Source organism: Nonomuraea endophytica, assembly GCF_014203235.1.
In the GTDB taxonomy this organism is placed as follows: domain Bacteria; phylum Actinomycetota; class Actinomycetes; order Streptosporangiales; family Streptosporangiaceae; genus Nonomuraea; species Nonomuraea endophytica.
Window position 1 is genome coordinate 161,393 of record NZ_JACHIN010000013.1, and the last position, 17,029, is coordinate 178,421.

General features: G+C 72.0%; 11 protein-coding genes. 6 read left to right on the forward strand and 5 right to left on the reverse strand.

Translation table 11 applies throughout. The features are described 5' to 3' along the window. Positions 1-43 precede the first annotated feature (43 nt). A complete protein-coding gene (locus HNR40_RS39050; RefSeq protein ID WP_184970627.1) occupies positions 44-3,028 on the forward strand; it encodes an AfsR/SARP family transcriptional regulator in 2,985 nt (994 codons plus the stop codon). On the opposite strand, the gene HNR40_RS39055 is transcribed toward HNR40_RS39050, so the two are convergent. Genes HNR40_RS39055 through HNR40_RS39065 form a run of 3 tightly spaced genes read right to left on the reverse strand, consistent with a single transcriptional unit; the run spans position 3,000 to position 6,880 of the window. Further along, on the reverse strand, positions 3,000-4,379 hold the full coding sequence (locus HNR40_RS39055; protein ID WP_184970629.1) for an NCS2 family permease: 1,380 nt from the start codon (positions 4,377-4,379) through the stop codon (positions 3,000-3,002). The two genes, HNR40_RS39050 and HNR40_RS39055, sit on opposite strands and share 29 nt — an antisense overlap. 59 nt (positions 4,380-4,438) lie before the next feature. Then, positions 4,439-4,672 carry an EF-hand domain-containing protein gene (locus tag HNR40_RS39060; RefSeq protein ID WP_184970631.1) on the reverse strand — a complete coding sequence of 78 codons (234 nt, stop codon included), beginning with the start codon at positions 4,670-4,672 and terminating at the stop codon, positions 4,439-4,441. A 9-nt stretch (positions 4,673-4,681) separates the two neighbouring features. Then, positions 4,682-6,880, reverse strand: a complete 2,199-nt coding sequence (locus HNR40_RS39065; RefSeq protein ID WP_184970633.1) for a xanthine dehydrogenase family protein molybdopterin-binding subunit — start codon at positions 6,878-6,880, stop codon at positions 4,682-4,684. A gap of 94 nt (positions 6,881-6,974) precedes the next feature. Here HNR40_RS39065 and HNR40_RS39070 point away from each other — a divergent pair, with 94 nt between their 5' ends. Continuing rightward, positions 6,975-8,510: a PucR family transcriptional regulator gene (locus HNR40_RS39070; RefSeq protein WP_184970635.1), complete on the forward strand. Its 1,536-nt coding sequence runs from the start codon at positions 6,975-6,977 to the stop codon at positions 8,508-8,510. On the opposite strand, the gene HNR40_RS39075 is transcribed toward HNR40_RS39070, so the two are convergent. Further along, the gene (locus HNR40_RS39075; protein ID WP_184970637.1) at positions 8,511-11,324 is read right to left on the reverse strand and encodes an AfsR/SARP family transcriptional regulator; all 2,814 of its coding nucleotides are present in this window, start codon (positions 11,322-11,324) and stop codon (positions 8,511-8,513) included. Between the two features lie 377 nt (positions 11,325-11,701). Between HNR40_RS39075 and HNR40_RS39080 the strand changes: the two genes are divergently transcribed. The 4 genes from HNR40_RS39080 to HNR40_RS39095 all read left to right on the forward strand — a co-directional run bounded on the left by HNR40_RS39080 (position 11,702) and on the right by HNR40_RS39095 (position 16,149). Further along, positions 11,702-12,985, forward strand: coding sequence for a helix-turn-helix domain-containing protein (locus HNR40_RS39080; RefSeq protein WP_184970639.1), 1,284 nt, complete (start codon positions 11,702-11,704; stop codon positions 12,983-12,985). Between the two features lie 51 nt (positions 12,986-13,036). Then, positions 13,037-13,606 carry a copper resistance CopC family protein gene (locus HNR40_RS39085; RefSeq protein ID WP_184970641.1) on the forward strand — a complete coding sequence of 190 codons (570 nt, stop codon included), beginning with the start codon at positions 13,037-13,039 and terminating at the stop codon, positions 13,604-13,606. Further along, the gene (locus tag HNR40_RS39090) at positions 13,603-15,579 is read left to right on the forward strand and encodes a bifunctional copper resistance protein CopD/cytochrome c oxidase assembly protein (RefSeq protein WP_184970643.1); all 1,977 of its coding nucleotides are present in this window, start codon (positions 13,603-13,605) and stop codon (positions 15,577-15,579) included. Before HNR40_RS39085 ends, HNR40_RS39090 begins: the two co-directional genes overlap by 4 nt. 180 nt (positions 15,580-15,759) lie before the next feature. After that, positions 15,760-16,149: a sensor histidine kinase gene (locus HNR40_RS39095; RefSeq protein WP_184970645.1), complete on the forward strand. Its 390-nt coding sequence runs from the start codon at positions 15,760-15,762 to the stop codon at positions 16,147-16,149. Here the strand turns inward: HNR40_RS39095 and map are convergent. Further along, on the reverse strand, positions 16,136-16,984 hold the full coding sequence (gene map, locus HNR40_RS39100; protein ID WP_184970647.1) for a type I methionyl aminopeptidase: 849 nt from the start codon (positions 16,982-16,984) through the stop codon (positions 16,136-16,138). The two genes, HNR40_RS39095 and map, sit on opposite strands and share 14 nt — an antisense overlap. Positions 16,985-17,029 lie beyond the last annotated feature (45 nt).

A 17,029-nucleotide genomic window follows, 5' to 3' on the forward strand; every position in this document is an offset into this window, starting at 1 on the left:
TGGCTAGGCTCCCCGGTGAGTCTGGCCTTCGGAGGGTTGTCAGGTGCGGATTCTGTTGCTCGGACCGGTGGGAGTGCGCACGGCCGCGGGGGCGTTCGTCGCGGGGCCGCCCCGCCGGCAGGCGGTCCTGGTGATGCTGGCCGCGCAAGCGCCGCACCCGGTCGCGATGACGGCGCTGATCGAGGGGTTGTGGGGCGCACGGGCGCCGCGCTCGGCGGGGCAGAGCGTCTACACGTACGTGGCCGGTCTGCGCCGGGTGCTGGAGCCGGTGCGCGGACGGCGGGAGCCGCCGAGCGTGCTGGTGGGCGGCGCGGGCGGCTATCAGCTGCGGCTGGATCCGCACCGGGTGGACTCCCGCGAGTTCACCGGGCTGGTCGATGAGGCCAGGCGGCTCGGGCAGCACGACGATCACCCGGCCGCGCTGTCGGCTCTGGACCGGGCGCTGGGGCTGGTCAGGGGCGACCCGCTGGGCGGCGTGCCGGGCCCGTTCGCCGAGGCGGAGCGGCGGCGTCTCCAGGAGCTACAGCTGTCGGCGTCCGAGCTGCGCGCCGACGCCCTGCTGAAGACCGGCCGCGCGGACGCCGCGATCGACTCGCTCAACGGCCTGCTGGCCCACCACCCGTTGCGTGAACGGCTGCGCGAACTGCTCATGCTCTCCCTCTACCAGTGCGGACGTCCGGCGGAGGCGCTGGAGGTCTTCGCCGACGGCCGCCGCGTCCTGGCGGACGAGCTGGGCGTGGACCCGGGCACCAGCCTGCGCCACTGCCACGAGCTGATCCTCCGCGGCGACCCCGTCCCGGGGGTCGCGGGCGGAAGCACACCCGCAAAGGCGCCTGGTCAGCGCGGGCTCGCAGCGACGCCGGATTCGGGCGGGCTCGTGGAGGCGCCGGTCGGAAGGGAGATCGCTCACGAGAGCGCGGGCTCGCAGGGCGGGCGGCCCGTGACGGCGGGGGAGGTCGGCCCCGATGGTGCGGACCCGCAGGGCAGCCGGGATCCGGTGCCGCGGCAGCTTCCCCGGGCGCTCATCGGGTTCGTGGGCCGGGCCGGGGAGCTGGCCAGGCTGACCGAGCTGGTCGCCGAGCGGGGTCATCCGCTGGTGGCGATCTCCGGGCCGCCCGGCATCGGCAAGTCCGCCCTGGCGCTGAAGCTGGCCCACGCCGTCACCGACCGCTTCCCCGACGGCCAGCTGTTCGTGAACCTGCGCGGCAGGACGCCCGGCGTGCCGCCGCTGACTCCGCTGGAGGTGCTCGGGCGGTTCCTGCGGGCGCTGGGTGTGCCGGGCAGTGCCGTACCGGTGGATCTGGACGAGGCGGCGGCCGAGTGGCGCAGCAGGATGCACGGCAGGCGCGTCCTGGTCATCCTCGACGACGCCGCCGGTCTCGACCACGTGCGGCCGCTCCTGTCACCGCCGCCGGGCACGGCCATGATCGTCACCAGCAGGGAGACGCTGGCAGCGAGCGACGACTGCGCGCAGGTCAGGCTGGAGGGGCTGCTGCCCGCCGAGGCCTCCGCGATGCTCGCCACACTCGCGGGCGCGGAGCGGGTGGCGGCGGACCCTGCCCAGGCGGAACGGCTGGCGCGCCTGTGCGACGGGCTGCCGCTGGCCCTGCGCATCTCCGGCGCGCGCCTGGCCGACCACCCGAGCTGGAGCGTCGCCGACCTGGTGACGCGGCTCGGCGACGAGCGCCGCCGCCTGCACGAGCTGCAGATCGGCGACTTCGCCGTCCGCTCCGCGCTCATGTCGAGCTGGAGCGCCCTCCACGACAGCCCGCACCGTCGCGACCGGGCCGCCGCCCGCCTGCTGTCGCTGCTCGGCGAGCTCCACTTCCCCGAGATCACGGTCGAGTTCTCGGCCGCGCTGCTGGGCTCGGACACCGCCGAGGCGGCCGCGGCCCTGTGCCGCCTGGCCGACGCCCATCTGGTCGAACGCGGCCATGCCGAGCGTTACCACCTGCACGATCTGGTCCGCCTGTTCGCCGCGGAGCTCAGGCCGGCCGGGGCCCAGGCCGCGATGGTCAGGGCGCTGGCGTTCTGCGTGGCGTCCGCCCGGCACGCCAGCGTCCTGGTCGACCCGCATCGGGTCCAGCCCGTCATCCCTCCTGTCGAGGCCGAGCCCGCGGCCCTGGACTCCCCGCGGCAGGGCCAGGAGTGGCTGGTGGCCGAGTCGGCCAACCTCGTCTCGGCGGCCAAGCAGGCGATGTCCGGCCAGGACGACGAGATCGCCAGGCTGGGCGTCGCGCTGGCCTTCTCGCTCATGTGGTTCCAGAGCATGGCCTACCACACCATCGACATGCTGGAGTGCAACGAGCTGGCGCTGGCCGTGACCCGGCGGCTGGACGACCCGGCGCTCGCCCAGCAGGCCCACGCCTACGTGGCCGGAGCTCTGTGGATGGCCAACCGGCTGGGCGAGTCGGCCGGGCACCACGAGGCCGCGCTCGACCTGGCCAGACGGCTCGGCGACCGCTTCGGCGAGCAGCGCGCCCTGGGCAACCTCGCCAACCTGAACCTGATCTCCGAACGCTACAGCCGGACCCTGACCTTCGCGCGGGCGCAGCTGGTGATCGCCCGGGACATCGGCACGCCGGTCGGCATCCGCTACGCCCAGCTCATGATCGGCAACGCCCTGCTGGGGCTGGGCCGTCCCGAGGAGGCGGCGGAACCCCTGGCCGAGGTCCTGGCCGGCGCGATGAGCGACGGCGACGCCTACCAGGAGGGCATGGCCCACCTGGTCCTGGGCGAGACCTGCCTGGCTCTGGGCCGGCCCGAGCGGTCGCTGAGCCGCTTCGACCACGCCGCCGCCCTGCTCGGCAGCGTGGCCAACCGCATCGGCGAGTTGCGCAACATGGTCGGCCGCACGTGTGCCCTGCGCGAGCTGGGGCGCCTGGAGGAGGCCGGGGAGCTGGCCGAGCGGGCGGCGGCCCTGGCCGCCGTACTGAAGAATCCGCGGTGGGAGGCGCGGGTCCGGGTGGAACGGCACGCGGTCCGCGAGGCGCTGGCCGTCAGCCGAACAGTCCCTCCAGCGCGGTGATCCCGAAGTAGGCCACGAAGATGACCGAGACCACCCAGAGCAGCCACGGGATCTCCCGGAAGCGCCCGCGGGCCGCCTTGATCAGCGTGTAGGCGATCACTCCGGCGCCGACGCCATTGGTGATCGAGTACGTGAACGGCATCAGCGCGATCGTCAGGAACGCCGGGATGGCCAGGTCCAGGTCCTCCCAGGGAACCTTGCGCGACTGCGTCATCATCAGCGCCCCGACCAGCACGAGCGCGGGCGTGGCCGCGGCGGGCGGCACCACGGCCGCCAGCGGCGTGAACAGCAGCGTCAGCCCCAGCAAAGCCCCGGTCGCGACGCTCGCCAGACCGGTACGCGCCCCTTCCCCGACCCCGGCAGCCGACTCCACGAAGACGGTGTTGGCCGAGGCGCTCATGGAGCCGCCCACGACGCCGGCGACGCCGTCCACGGTGAGGATGGCGCCGAGCCTGGGCACCCGGCCCTTCTCGTCGACCAGGCCCGCCTCGTCGCTGACCCCGATGATCGTGCCCATCGCGTCGAAGAATCCGGACAGCACCAGCGTGAACAGCACCACGGTCGCGGTGACCACGCCGGCCCGCGCGAAGCCGCCGAACACGTCGACCTGCCCGACCAGCCCGAAGTCGGGCGCCGCGACGAGCGACTCGGGCAGCCGGGGCACCACGATGCCCCAGGTCTTGGGGTCGATGACGGCCAGCGAGTTCACGATCACGGCGACGATCGTGGTGACGACGATGCTGATCAAGATGGCGCCCGGCGTCTTCCTGACGTACAGGACGATCATGAGGAGCAGCCCGAAGCAGAAGACCGCCACGGGCCAGCCGGACAGGTGGCCGGTCGCGCCGAGCTGCACGGGCGTGCCGGTGCCGCGGCCCACGAAACCGGCGTCCACGAGGCCGATCAGGGCGATGAACATGCCGATGCCGACGCTGATCGCGTGCTTGAGAGCCAGCGGGATCGCGTTCATGATCAGGGTGCGCAGCCCGGTCACGGCCAGGATGATGATCACGACGCCTTCGAGCACCACCAGGCCCATCGCCTGCGCCCAGGTCATGAACGGCGCCGCCTGGTAGGCCACCACCGCGTTCAGCCCGAGCCCGGCCGCGAGGCCGAACGGCGCGTTTCCGGCCACGGCCATGAGCAGCGTGCAGATGGCGGCGGCCAGCGCCGTGGAGGTGGTGAGCTGGGCGATGGTGAGCTGCGCGCCGGTGACGTCCTTGGCGCCGCCCAGGATGATCGGGTTGAGCAGGATGATGTAGGCCATGGCCATGAACGTGGTGATGCCACCGCGTACCTCACGGCCTACGGTCGTCCCCCGCCCGGACAGCTCGAAGAAGCGGTCGAGCACAGCGGTCCCCCCTAGCGATCAAGGGGGATTGCCGGTTGCCTACCCGGCGGGGGAGCCGGTCATGCCTTCTCGTGCCGTCCGCCGCCGACCATGGCGACGAACTCCTCCAGTCCGATGTGCCCGTCCCCGTCCTTGTCCGCCGATCTGATGAACAGCTCGATCTCGGTGTGGTCGAGGCCGTGCGTCCCCAGTGCCTCGTTGACCTTCCGGATCTCCTCGACGGTGATGACGCCATCGCCGTCGGTGTCGAATCTGGCGAATTCTTCTCTCGCCTCAGCCTCGATGTTGCTCATCCCGACAACCTATAGGAGCGCTATCTCCTCGGGCCGGATCGGCACCCGCGCGAGGGCCAGGCCGGTCGCGTCGCGCACCGCCGCCGCGATCGCCGGCGTCGACGACAGCGTGGGCGGCTCACCCGCCCCCCTCAGCCCGTACGGCGCGGCCGGGTCGGCGTTCTCCAGGATCTCCAGCCGCATCGGCGGCATGTCGAGGATGGTGGGGATCAGGTAGTCGGTGAACGACGGGTTCACCACGCGCCCGTCCCTGACCTGGATCTCCTCCATCAGCGCCAGCCCGAGCCCCTGCGCGGTGCCGCCGTGGATCTGCCCCTCCAGCGCGAGCGGGTTGAGTATCCGCCCGACGTCCTGCACCGCCGCCAGCTCCACCACCTTGACCAGCCCGAGCTCGACGTCCACGTCCACGACCGCCCGGTGCACGCACAGGGCGAGCTGGGTGTGCGAGTCGCCCTGCCCGGTCACCGGGTGCAGCGGGTACGTCGGCCGGTGCCGGTACTCCCTCGTCTCCTCGATCGGCCCGAACTTCTCCAGCGCCGCCCGCGCCTCCAGCCCCTGGAAGCGCGCCCGGACCGCCTCGCACGCCGCCTTCACCGCGCCGCCGGTGACGTACGACTGCCGCGAGGCGGACGACGACCCCGCGGAGCCGACCGCCGTGTCCGCCGTGGCCACGGTGACGTCGTCGACGCCGAGCTCGGTCCTGGCGATCTGCGCCTGTACGGTCACCAGCCCCTGGCCCACCTCGGCGGCGGCGGTGTGCACGGTGACGTGCGGCTCGCCGTTGACCAGTTCGGCGCGGACCCTGGCCGTCGAGTAGTCGTCGAAGCCTTCGGAGAAGCAGATGTTCTTGATGCCGACGCCGTAGCCGACGCCCCGCCGTACCGACTCGCCGTGGGTGGTCTGTGAGACGCCGCCCGGCAGGTCGCGCAGGTCGGCGCGGTCGTCGGCGGCGGCGGGCAGCGGCATCGACTCCAGCGTGCGCAGCATGTCCGCCAGCGGGGCGGGCGCGTCGATGAGCTGGCCGGTGATGAGCCGCGAGCCCTGCGAGACGGCGTTGCGGACGCGGATCTCGACCGGCGACAGCCCGCAGGCGGCGGCCAGCTTGTCCATCTGCGACTCGTAGGCGTAGCACGCCTGCACGGCGCCGAAGCCGCGCATCGCCCCGCACGGCGGGTTGTTGGTGTAGACGCCGGTGGCGACCACCCGCACGTTCGGCACCTCGTACGGGCCGACGCCGAGCGAGGCCGCGTTGCCGACGACGGCGGGGGAGGAGGAGCAGTAGGCGCCGCCGTCCAGGAGGATCTCGGCCTTGACGTAGACCAGCTCGCCGTCGCGGGTGGCGCCGTGCTCGTAGCGCATCCAGGCCGGGTGGCGGTGGACGTGGCCGAAGAACGACTCCTCGCGCCCATAGGACATCTTGACCGGCCGGTTCAGGCGCAGCGCCAGCATGCACGCGTGGACCTGCATCGACAGGTCCTCCCTCGCGCCGAACGCGCCGCCGACGCCCGACAGCGTGAGCCGCACCCGCTCGGGCGGCAGGCCCAGGCAGGGGGCGAGCTGGTCGCGGTCGACGTGCAGCCACTGGGTGGCGATGTAGAGGTCGACGCCGCCCTCGCCGTCGGGCACCGCCAGCCCGGACTCCGGGCCGAGGAAGGCCTGGTCCTGCATGCCGACCTCGTACTCGCCGGTCACCACCACGTCGGCCTCGAACGTGTCGCCGACCGTGACGGGCTGCCTGCGCAGGATGTTCCCGCCCGGCTGCACGTGCGGCTGGCCGGGATCGTCGGCCGCCGCCCTCGGATCGGTGACCGCGGGGCGCAGCTCGTACTCGACGGAGATCGCCGCCGCCGCGCGCCGCGCCGTCTCCGGATGGTCGGCAGCCACCAGCGCCACCGGTTCGCCCTGGTAGCGCACCTGGTCGATGGCGAGCACCGGCTGGTCGTGGTGCTCCAGGCCGTAGAACTTCTCGCCCGGCACGTCCTCGTGCGTCAGCACCGCGTGCACGCCCGCCATCCGCAGCGCCGGGCCCACGTCGATCGACCTGATCCAGGCCGAGGCGTGCGGGCTGCGCAGCGTCACGCCCCAGACCATGCCGTCCAGCCACAGGTCGGACGCATAAGCGAACTCGCCCGTCACCTTCAGCGCGGCGTCGGGCCGTCGCGCGCTCTCACCGACGCCCTGCCGCGCCGTGCCGACCGTCTCCGTCATCTTCCGAGTACAGCACCGGCCCGCGCGGGCGTCCTATGCGCGACAGGTGAAATCACGGTCAGCGGTTGGCGGGCACACTTGTATATTCCTCCAAGTGCGCATCAGTGAATTGCTGGCGATCCCGGAGCTACGCCTGAACCTGCTCACCGGCGACCCCTCCGCCGAGTTCGGCACCGTGCACATCACCGACCTGCCCGAGCCCGGCCGCTACCTGTCCGGCGGCGAGCTGGTGCTCACCGGCATGCTGTGGCGCCAGGGCCCCGGCGACTCGCCACGCTTCGTCGCCGCCTTGCGCGAGGCGGGCGTGGCCGCGCTCGGCGCCGGGCAGGCCTGGCTCGGCCACATCCCCGACGACCTCGTCGCCGCCTGCACCGCCGCCGGACTTCCGCTCATCGAGGTCCCCACCGCCGTCTCCTTCCGCACACTCAGCGAGATCGTCGTGCCGCGCCTGTCGGGCGACCTGCGCGAGGAACTCGGCCGCCACCGCCGCATCGTCGCCGCCGTCGCGGAAGGCGCCGACCTGCCCGAGCTCGTCGCCCTCACGGCCGCCGAGCTCGGCGTGACGGGCGCGGTCGTCTCCGCCTCAGGCGAACTGATCGCGGGCGCCCTCGAAGACCCGGCCTCCGAAGGAGATCCGGCCGCTGAAGGCGCCGCTCGGACCGAGGAGCCCGCCAGGGTACGGCTCGCGCGCGCCTACCTGGCCGCGCCCCGGCTGCCGTTCGTGACCGGCGGGCACACCGTCTTCGCCGTCGGCCGCGGCCATCGCGCCGCCGGATGGGCCCTGGCCTGCGACGGCGACCTGCTCGACCGGGCCGACCTCGGCTACGAGCTGGCCGCCTGCGTCGCGCTGGAACGTATCCGCCTGGACGCCGGCCGCCGGGTGGAGCGCCGGCTGGCCGGGCAGCTGATCGCCGCCGCCCTGGCCGAGAGCGACGCCGCCGAGCTCAACGCCGGGCTGCGTACCTGCGGGATCGACGCGGCGGAGCCGTACACCATCGTGAACGCCACCGCGACCGGCGCGCCCGGACGCGACCCCGGCCCCGTGACACTCGGCGGCCAGGTGATCGAGGAGCTGCTCGGGCGCGAGGTCGTGGCCGCGGAGGGTCCGGACGGCGCGATCGCCGTCGTGCCCCTGCGCGGGAGGTCGGTGAGCGAGCTCGCCGACCGGCTGCGCGCGGGCATGGACGTGCTGTCGTCGCTGCCGGGCACCAGCGTGTGCGCCGGGCTCAGCAGCGCGCTGTCCGGCGCGGCCGGGCTGCGCGGCGGGGTGACGGAGTCCGGCCACGCCCGCCGGCTGGCCGAGACCCGCGGCGGCGGCGTCGTCACCAGCGCCGAGATCTACACGCACGGACTGTTGCTGGCCACCGTGCCCGCCGACATCAGCCGCTCGTTCGCCGCGAGCCTGCTGGGGCCGTTGCGCGACTACGACCGCCGGCACCAGTCCGACCTGATGCACACGCTGGGAATCTTCCTCGACGCGGCCGGCTCGTGGCAGCTGTGCGCCGAGCATCTGCACGTGCACGTGAACACGGTCCGCTACCGGATCAAACGCATCGAGGACCTGACCGGCCGCGACCTGTCCACGATGCCGGACCGCGTCGACTTCTACCTCGCCCTGCGCGCCCCCTGATCAGCCCGGGTCCACCGGCGCCATGCCGAGCTCACGGTAGACGGCGGCATGCTCCTGGCGTGCCTCGTCCGCCCACATGGAGTCGCCGAGCGTGCGGGAGACGAGCACTGCCTGTTCGGCGTGCTCCAGGGCGATGGCCGGTTGCCCCAGCTGACGGTGCGCCTGCGAGATGCGGATGAGAACGCGGACCTCGGCCACGCGGTAGATCACCTGGTGGTTGAGCGCCAGGGCGCGGTGGAGGCCGCCCAGGGCGTCCCGCGGACGCTGCTCCTCCAGGGAGATCTCGCCGAGGATCATGTGGAGCGCCGCTTCGTGGTGGGCGTCGCCGTCGGTGACGGCGGCGTCCAGCGCCTCGTCGAGAGCTCTGACGGCCTCCTCGCGCCTGCCGAGGTAGCGAAGGGCATCACCCCGCATCATCTGGGCGTAGCGCATGCCGAGCCGCGAGCCGAGCTCGCGGGCGATCTCGAACTGCCGGGCGGCGTACTCGAGGGCGATCTCGTGGTTGCCCCACATGATGTGGATGTTCGCGAGGTTGCCGAGGGATCGTTGCTCGCTGAAGGCGTCGCCGGTCTGCCGGGCCAGGTTGAGCTCCAGCTCACGGTGACGTACGGCCTCGGTGAGCAGGCCCCGATGGGCCAGCGTGAAAGCGAGGTGGCTGTGGGCGTGGCAGGCGAGGGAGCTGTCGTCCAGGCGGGTGGCCACCTCCAGGGCCTGCTCGTTGCAGGCCGACATCTCCGCCAGGCGGAACGTGCCGTACTGGAACCACTTGAGGGCGAACGCGAGCATAACCCCGAGCCTGGCGATCTCCTCGCCGTCGTCCGACATCGCCTGTTTCGCGGCGGCCAGGAGATTGGCCTCCTCGGCGAGCAGCCACTGCTGGGCCTGACCGGCGTCGCTCAGGGGCGCGGGGAGCGCCTCCAGGTCCGGGGCGGGCGCCAGCACCCGCTGGGGATTGGTCAGGGTGACGGCCCGGCGCGCCGTGACGACCAGGTACGTCAGGACCCTGACGACGGTCTCGCGCGCTCCCTCCGGTCGCAAGGTGGTCGCGAAGAGCCGGACGAGATCGTGCATCTGGAAGCGGTCGTCCTGGACCGGCTCCAGCAGGTGGACCTCGGCCAGCCGGTCGAGCGCCCCGCGAGCCGCGCCCTCCGGCCCGCCGAGCAGGGCGCCCGCGATCTGGGCGGTCACATCGGGCAGGTGAAGCACGCCGAGCAGCGCCAGCAGCCGCGCGGCGGCGCCGTCGCGCGGCCGCCCGGCGTCGCGCAGCGCGGTCCAGCTCGACTCCAGGCTGGACTGGACCGCCATCCTGCCGATCTGGAGCTCGTCCAGCCGGGTCCGCTCGTCGCTCAGCCGCCCGGCCAGCGTGGCCATGCTCCACTCCGGCCGCTCCGCCAGCCGCGCCCCGGCGATGCGCAGGGCCAGCGGCAGGCCGCCGCACATGCGCGCCACCCGCGCGGCGTCGGCGGGCCGCGCCGCCACCCGCTCGGATCCGGCCAGCTTCGCCAGCATCGCCGACGAGTCCTCCGGGGAAAGGCCGGAGAGCACGAGCTGCTCGCAGTCGTCGCCGGCCGACAGCGTCTCGCGGCTGGTCACCAGAACGGAGGTGCCGAGGGGCGTGGTGAGCAGGGGCAGGACCTGCTCCAGGCCGGCCGCGTCGTCGAGGACGATCAGCAGCCGCCTGCCGTCGATGTGGGTACGCCACAGCGCGGCCGCCTCGTCGAGATCGGCCGGGACGATCTGACCGGCGATGCCCACCGCACGCAGAAAGCGGCCGAACACGTCCATCGGCGACAGCGGTGCGATCTCCGGAGTCGCCCCGCGCAGGTTGACGAACAGCTGCCCGTCGGGGAAGCGCTCCTTGACCGCGTCGGCCAGGTGGACGGCCAGGGCGGACTTCCCCACCCCGGGCGGGCCGCAGATCGCGACGAACGGGTGGGGCGCCTCGCCGCCCTCGGGGGCGAGCAGCGACCGCAGCCGGACGATCTCCCCGGCCCTGCCCACGAAGCCGGACAACGGGCGGGGCAGCTCGCGCGGCACGCCGGGCCGGGGGACGTCCGTCCCGCGCAGGATGAGCTCGTGCGCGGCGCGCAAGCCCGCTCCGGGGTCGACGCCCAGCTCATCGGCCAGGACGCGCTGTCCGGCCACGAAGGACTCCAGCGCCTCCGCCTGCCTGCCGGCCTGGTGGAGCGCCAGCATGAGCAGCTCGCGGAGCCGTTCGTGTAAGGGGTGGTGCGCAACCGACTCCTGGAGCGCGGGCAGCGCGTCGTCCGGCCGGCCGAGCTGGAGCAGCGACTCCGCCCGGCGCTCGACCGCGGTCAGCTGAAGCTCGCCCAGCCGGGCCCGCTCGGCGTCGGCGAAGGGGCCGGGCACGCCGCTCAGCGGCGGTCCCTGCGGAAGTTCGAGGGCGCGCTCCAGAAGCGGGAGCGCTTCCGAGTGGCGGCCACCGCCCTGCAGCAGGCGTGCTTCTTCGAGGTGAAGGGCGAACAGGCGGGCGTCGATCTGCCGCGGGTCGAGCCGGAGCTGGTAGGCGCGGTTGGCGGCGACGACGACGGACGCCCGCGCGCGGGGTGCGCGGGCGTCTTCGAGAACCCGGCGCAGGCCGGCGATGTAGGTGTAGATGCTCTGCTCGGCGCTGCGCGGCGGCTCGCCGTCCCACAGCCCGTCGACCAGGGCGCCGATGCCGACCGGCTGCGGCGCGTGGCAGGCCAGCATGGCCAGGACCGCTTGCTGCCGGGGTGGCCCCGGGTCGATGGCACCACGTGTCGTCGACCCGCCCACCAGCCCGAGAAGGCGGATGTGAACGTCTGAGCCCACTCGGATCCCCCCACCGCGTCGGAGCCTGGCGCCGAATGTAGGTGAAATATAGATGCGCGACCTAATCTGTCTGTACGGGGTGCGTGTGGGGGCGCATCAATGGGATCGGCGATCACGCCGCCCACTCACACAGAGTGCGGCTGAGCAAGTGGGTGGCGCAGCTGCCGATGCGGTCAGCAGCAGGAAGGAATGTCGTACCAGGCGCTGGTTGAGGGGATGGATGGCGATTCGGCATTGGCCGCCGTAGCATTGCCTCCAGCGACCGCAATGGTCGCAATCACTACAGCTAGTGCGGACATGGCAAGACGCGTGCGCATGGGGGGTTCTCCCTCGCCTGTGGGTGATACTGGGATCTATCATTTCAGGGAGCGTCAGCGGTGACCACATCTGACCTGGTCGGCCTGCGGATTAAGACTGTCAGGCGACAGCGAGGGCTGTCGCAGGCCCAACTGGCGCACCCAGAACTGTCCGACAGCTATGTCTCCTTGATCGAGAGTGGCAAGCGTACCCCGACTCCTGCGGTCCTCGAGCTCCTCGCCCAGAAGCTCGACTGCTCACTCTCCTATCTGGTCAACGGCGTAACCGCCGAGCAGATGGAGGACATCGAGCTCGCACTCGGCTACGCCCGTCTGGCGCTGGAAAACGGTGAGGTCACCGAGGCCAGAACCCGGTTCGCCGAGCTGCTGGCCGACAACAACCTGACAGGTCTCACTTCACTGCGTCAAGACGTACAATTCGGACTTGCCCTGGCCACGGAGGCGTCCGGCGACCTGGCAGGCGCCGCTGAGATCCTCTGCAGGCTGCGCGAGGACGAGCTCCCCTCCGAGCGCCAGATCGAGGTCGCCAGCGCGCTGGTACGCGTCTACAAGGTCAGCGACCGCCTCACCGAAGCGGTCGAGGTCGGGGAGGCCGTCCTCGGCTCCCCGAGCCGCCCCTCCTGGTCCGACTCCCTCATCGAGCTGGGCGCGAACCTGCTGGCCGCCTACCTCTACAGGGGCGACCTGCTGCGGGCACGGCAGTACGCCGCCGAACTGCTCAACGCGGCGGACGCGCTCGGGACACCCCGCTCCACCGTCGCCGCGTCCTGGAACGCCTCGCTCGTCGCGCTGGCCATGGGCCAGGGCGAGGAAGCCCTGGCGCTGGCCGAGCGCGCGCTCGCGGTGCAGTCCGAGACCGGGCAGCCGCGCAACCTCGCCCGGATGCGGCTGGCGTACGCGGCCCTGCTGCTGCGTGTGCGTCCGCAGGCCAGCGGCGAGGCGCGCGAGATGGTGCTGCGCGCCAACCAGGAGCTCTCGGAGACCTCCGCGAGCACCTTCGACAAGGCCCACGGCCTGATGGAGCTGGCACGCAGCGAGATCGTCGCGGGACGTCTGGAGGAGGCGCTCGAGCACGCGGCGATGGGGCGCGACGAGGCTCCCGGCACCGCGCGGGCGGCCGGCGCCGAGTCCCACCTGTTGCTGAGCCGCGCCTACATCGGGCTGGGCAGGCTCGAATCCGCCGCGGGCGAGATCGACGCGGTCCGCGCGTGGCTGAGCCCCATGCCGGACTCCAGCAAGGTCGCCAGCACCTGGTACGCGGCGGCCGAGGGCATGGAGCAGCTCGGGGACATGGAGGGCGCTGTCGGGGCGTACCAGCGGGCGCTGGCGTCGGCCGGGTTGTAGCCCGGCGCGGCGGCGGGACCGGGTGGTGTCGTGGGTAGCCTTGGGGGTGCCATGAACAAATCCCCGCTCGCGGCACTCACCGCGATTCTCGCCGCCCTGATCCTCCTCGGCACCGCTTCCCCCGCTCTGGCGCACGACGCGCTGCGGACCAGCGACCCGGCCAAGGGCAGCACGGTCAAGTCCGTGGACCAGGTGAAGCTGGAGTTCACCGCCAAGGTGCGCATGCCGTTCGTCATCGTGAGGGGTGACGGCGTCGAGTTCCACCAGGGCAAGCCGGAGCTCGACGGCAAGGTGGTGACTCAGGCGCTCAAGGGCGCGCTGCAGGACGGGAAGTACACGATCGCCTACCGGGTGGTCTCCTCCGACGGGCACCCGATCGAGGGTGAGATCCCGTTCACGGTGAAGGGCGCGCCCAAGCCCGAGACCTCGGCCACCCCGTCGGAGAGCGCGAGCGCGGCGGCGCCGTCGCCGTCCGAGCAGGTGCAGACGCCGGACCAGACTCCGGCCAGCGCCGAACAGGACCAGCCGGCCGGGTTCCCGATCTGGCTGATCATCGTGGTCGGCGCCCTGGCGGGCATCGGCATCGGGTTCCTGCTGAGCATGCGGAGAAAGAAGCCGTGAGCAAAACCGCCCGGGTGGCGCTCGGGACCGTTGCCGCAGCCGTCGCCGGGCTGGTCATCGCGCTGATCGCCGGTGGCGCGGCGTTCCCCCGGGTCATTCCCGGCATTCCGGTGGCAGGGGCGCTGACGCGCTGGGGGCTGCCGCTGTCGAAGCTGGGCATGGACGCGGCGGCCGTGGCGACCGTCGGACTGCTGCTCGTGGCGGCGTTGCTGCTGCCCAGCGACAAGGGCATGCTCGGCAAGAGCGCGCTCGGTTACGTCAAGGCCGCCTCGTGGACGGCGCTGTCGTGGTCGGGCTTCGCGTTCCTGCTGATGCTCTTCCAGCTCTCCGACCTTTACACCGACTCGGTGGCGAACGTCGTTCTCAAGAACTACATCCCGAGCTACGCCACGCAGGTCGGCAACGGCATCGCGCTGACGCTGGTGATCCTGTTCGGGGTGGCCATCGCGCTGTTCTCGCGGGGCGCCATCACCGCCGGGGCGGCCGCTGGGCTGCTCGTGCTCGGGCTGGTCGCGCTGCTTCCCCCGGCGCTGACCGGGCACGCCTCCTCCTCGCCCAACCACGACCTGGCCACGGCAGGCCTGTCGCTGCACCTGACCGGCCTCGCGCTGTGGGTCGGCGGGCTGGTCGTGCTCGTGGTCCACGCGGTGCGCAAGGCGCCGCAACTGGAGCAGACCGCCGCCCGCTTCTCCCGCGCCGCGCTCTGGTTCTACGTGATCGTCGGCCTGTCGGGCGTGCTCAGCGTCGTCGCGCGGCTGACCGCCGTCTCCGACCTGTGGACCTCCAGCTACGGCGTGCTGATCGTGGCCAAGACCGTGGGCTTCGTGCTGCTCGGCTACATCGGCTGGTTCCACCGCCAGCGCACCATGGTCGGCCTGGCGGCCGGTCAGCCCAGGGCGTTCACCCGGCTGGCGGCCGGCGAGGCGCTGCTGATGTTCGCCACGGTCGGCCTCGCGGTGGCGCTCTCGCGCACCCCGCCGCCGGTGGTGAGCCTGCCCGCCGACCGCGCGTTCGAGCTGCTGGGCTTCGCGATGCCGCCGCCGATGACGCTGCAGACGCTGGCCTCGATGTGGTGGTTCGATCTGTTCTTCGCCGCCATCGCCGCCGCCCTCGCCATCCTGTACGGCGCCGCCGTCTACCGCCTGCTGAAGCGCGGCGACAAGTGGCCCTGGGGCCGCACGGCGTCCTGGTTCATCGGCGTGGCCATCCTGGTGATCGCCACCCAGAGCGGCGTGGCCCGCTACGCCAAGGTCATGTTCAGCGTGCACATGGTCGAGCACATGACGCTGTCCATGATCGTGCCGATCTTCCTGGTGCTGGGCGCCCCGGTGACGCTGGCGCTGCGCGCGCTCAAGCCCGCCGCCCGCCGCGGCGACCGGGGCCCGCGCGAGTGGCTGACGACGATCCTGCACAGCAGGGCCGTGAAGGTCATCGCGCACCCGGCGATCGCCACCGCGATCTTCATCGCCTCCACCTACGCGCTCTACTTCACCCCGCTGTTCGCCGGCGCGATGGAGGAGCACCTGGGCCACATCGCGATGACGCTGCACTTCCTGCTGAGCGGCAGCCTGTTCTTCTGGGTGATCATCGGCGTGGACCCGTCGCCGCACAAGCTGCCGTACGTGGGGCGGCTGTTGTTGCTGTTCGTCACCATGCCGTTCCACGCGTTCTTCGGCATCGCGCTGATGATGATGGGCACGGTGCTGGCCGCCGACTGGTATGAGCAGCTCGGGCGCACGTGGGGCGGGCCGCTGCTGGCCGACCAGAACAACGGCGGAGCCATCGCGTGGGGGTTCGGCGAGATCCCGACCTTGATCGTTCTGCTGGCGATCGCCGTTCAGTGGTATCGCGACGAGGATCGCACGGCGCGGCGGGAGGACCGGCGCGCGGACCGCAACCCGGCGGGCGACACCGCGCTCAACGACTACAACGACTATCTCGCGCGGCTCAACAAGGCGGACAAGGGCGAGTAACTCCCGCGTCATGAAAGCAACCTTGTCACCCCCACGTGCGTTGTATGCCCTAGTAGGCTTTCACGTGGGGGAGCCGGGCAGTTCTTACGGCCGCACGCGGTGGCCTGAGGGGTGCCGGAGTCAGGTCCGGTGCGTTGCCCGCTTGTAGAAGGGCGAGATCACTTGGCGGAAGAGACGCGCATGCGCGGGGGGCGGGGCCTGGCCGAGGAGCTGGAAGGCTGTCTCGGCGACTGGGGCGAACGCACCGGGATCACGGTGGAGACCTGGGCGCTGCCCACGGTCGAGGTCCCGCAGCCCATCGCGCGTGCGGTGCTCGCGGTTGTTCTGGAAGCCCTTGCCAACGTCGAACGGCACAGCGGAGCACGGGTGGTCTCCGTCGCCGTGACGGCGAGCAAGAGCGGCCTGCGGATGACGGTCAGCGACGACGGCACGGGGTTCCACGCGGCGAACGTGGGGCGCGGCATCACGCGGATGCGCGCCCACTTCGCCGAGATCGGCGGCAGCCTGTCGGTCAACAGCGTCCGCGGCGAGGGCACGACGGTGACCGGAGTGGTGCCTAGGCGAGGGTGAGGATCTCGCTGCCGCTGTCGGTCACCAGGATGGTGTGCTCGAACTGCGCGGTGCGCTTGCCGTCCTTGGTGACCGCGGTCCAGCCGTCGGCCCACATGTCGTAGTCGATGGTGCCGAGCGTGAGCATCGGCTCGATCGTGAACGTCATGCCGGTCCGCAGCTCCACGCGCAGCGAGGGGTCCTCGTAGTGGGGGACCATCAGGCCGGAGTGGAAGCTCGTGCCGATGCCGTGCCCGGTGAAGTCGCGCACCACGCCGTAGCCGAAGCGCTTGGCGTAGGACTCGATGACGCGGCCGACGACGTTGAGCTGGCGGCCGGGCGCGACCGCCTTGATGGCGCGCATCATGGCCTCGCGGGTGCGCTCGACCAGCAGCCTGGACTCCTCGTCGACCTCGCCGACCAGGTAGGTGGCGTCGGTGTCGCCGTGGACGCCGCCGATGAAGGCGGTGATGTCGACGTTGACGATGTCGCCGTCGCGCAGCACGGTGTCGTCGGGGATGCCGTGGCAGATGACCTCGTTGATCGAGGTGCACAGCGACTTGGGATAGCCCTTGTAGCCGAGCGTGCTCGGGTAGGCGCCGTGGTCGAGCAGGAACTCGTGGCCGACCCGGTCGAGCTCGTCGGTGGTGACGCCCGGCCGTACGTGCTTGCCGACCTCGTCCAGCGCCTGGGCGGCGAGCTTGCCGGCGACCCGCATGCGCGCGATGACCTCCGGCGTCTTCACATCGGACTCACCGGTCTTGGGGCGTTTCTTGCCGACGTACTCCGGCCGCTCGATGTGGGCGGGGACCTTACGCATGGGCGAGATCCGTCCGGGCTGGAGCAGTGTCGTCATGGGACACGAGTCTACCGAGCCCCAGTCGGTTGACAGATGCTGTGT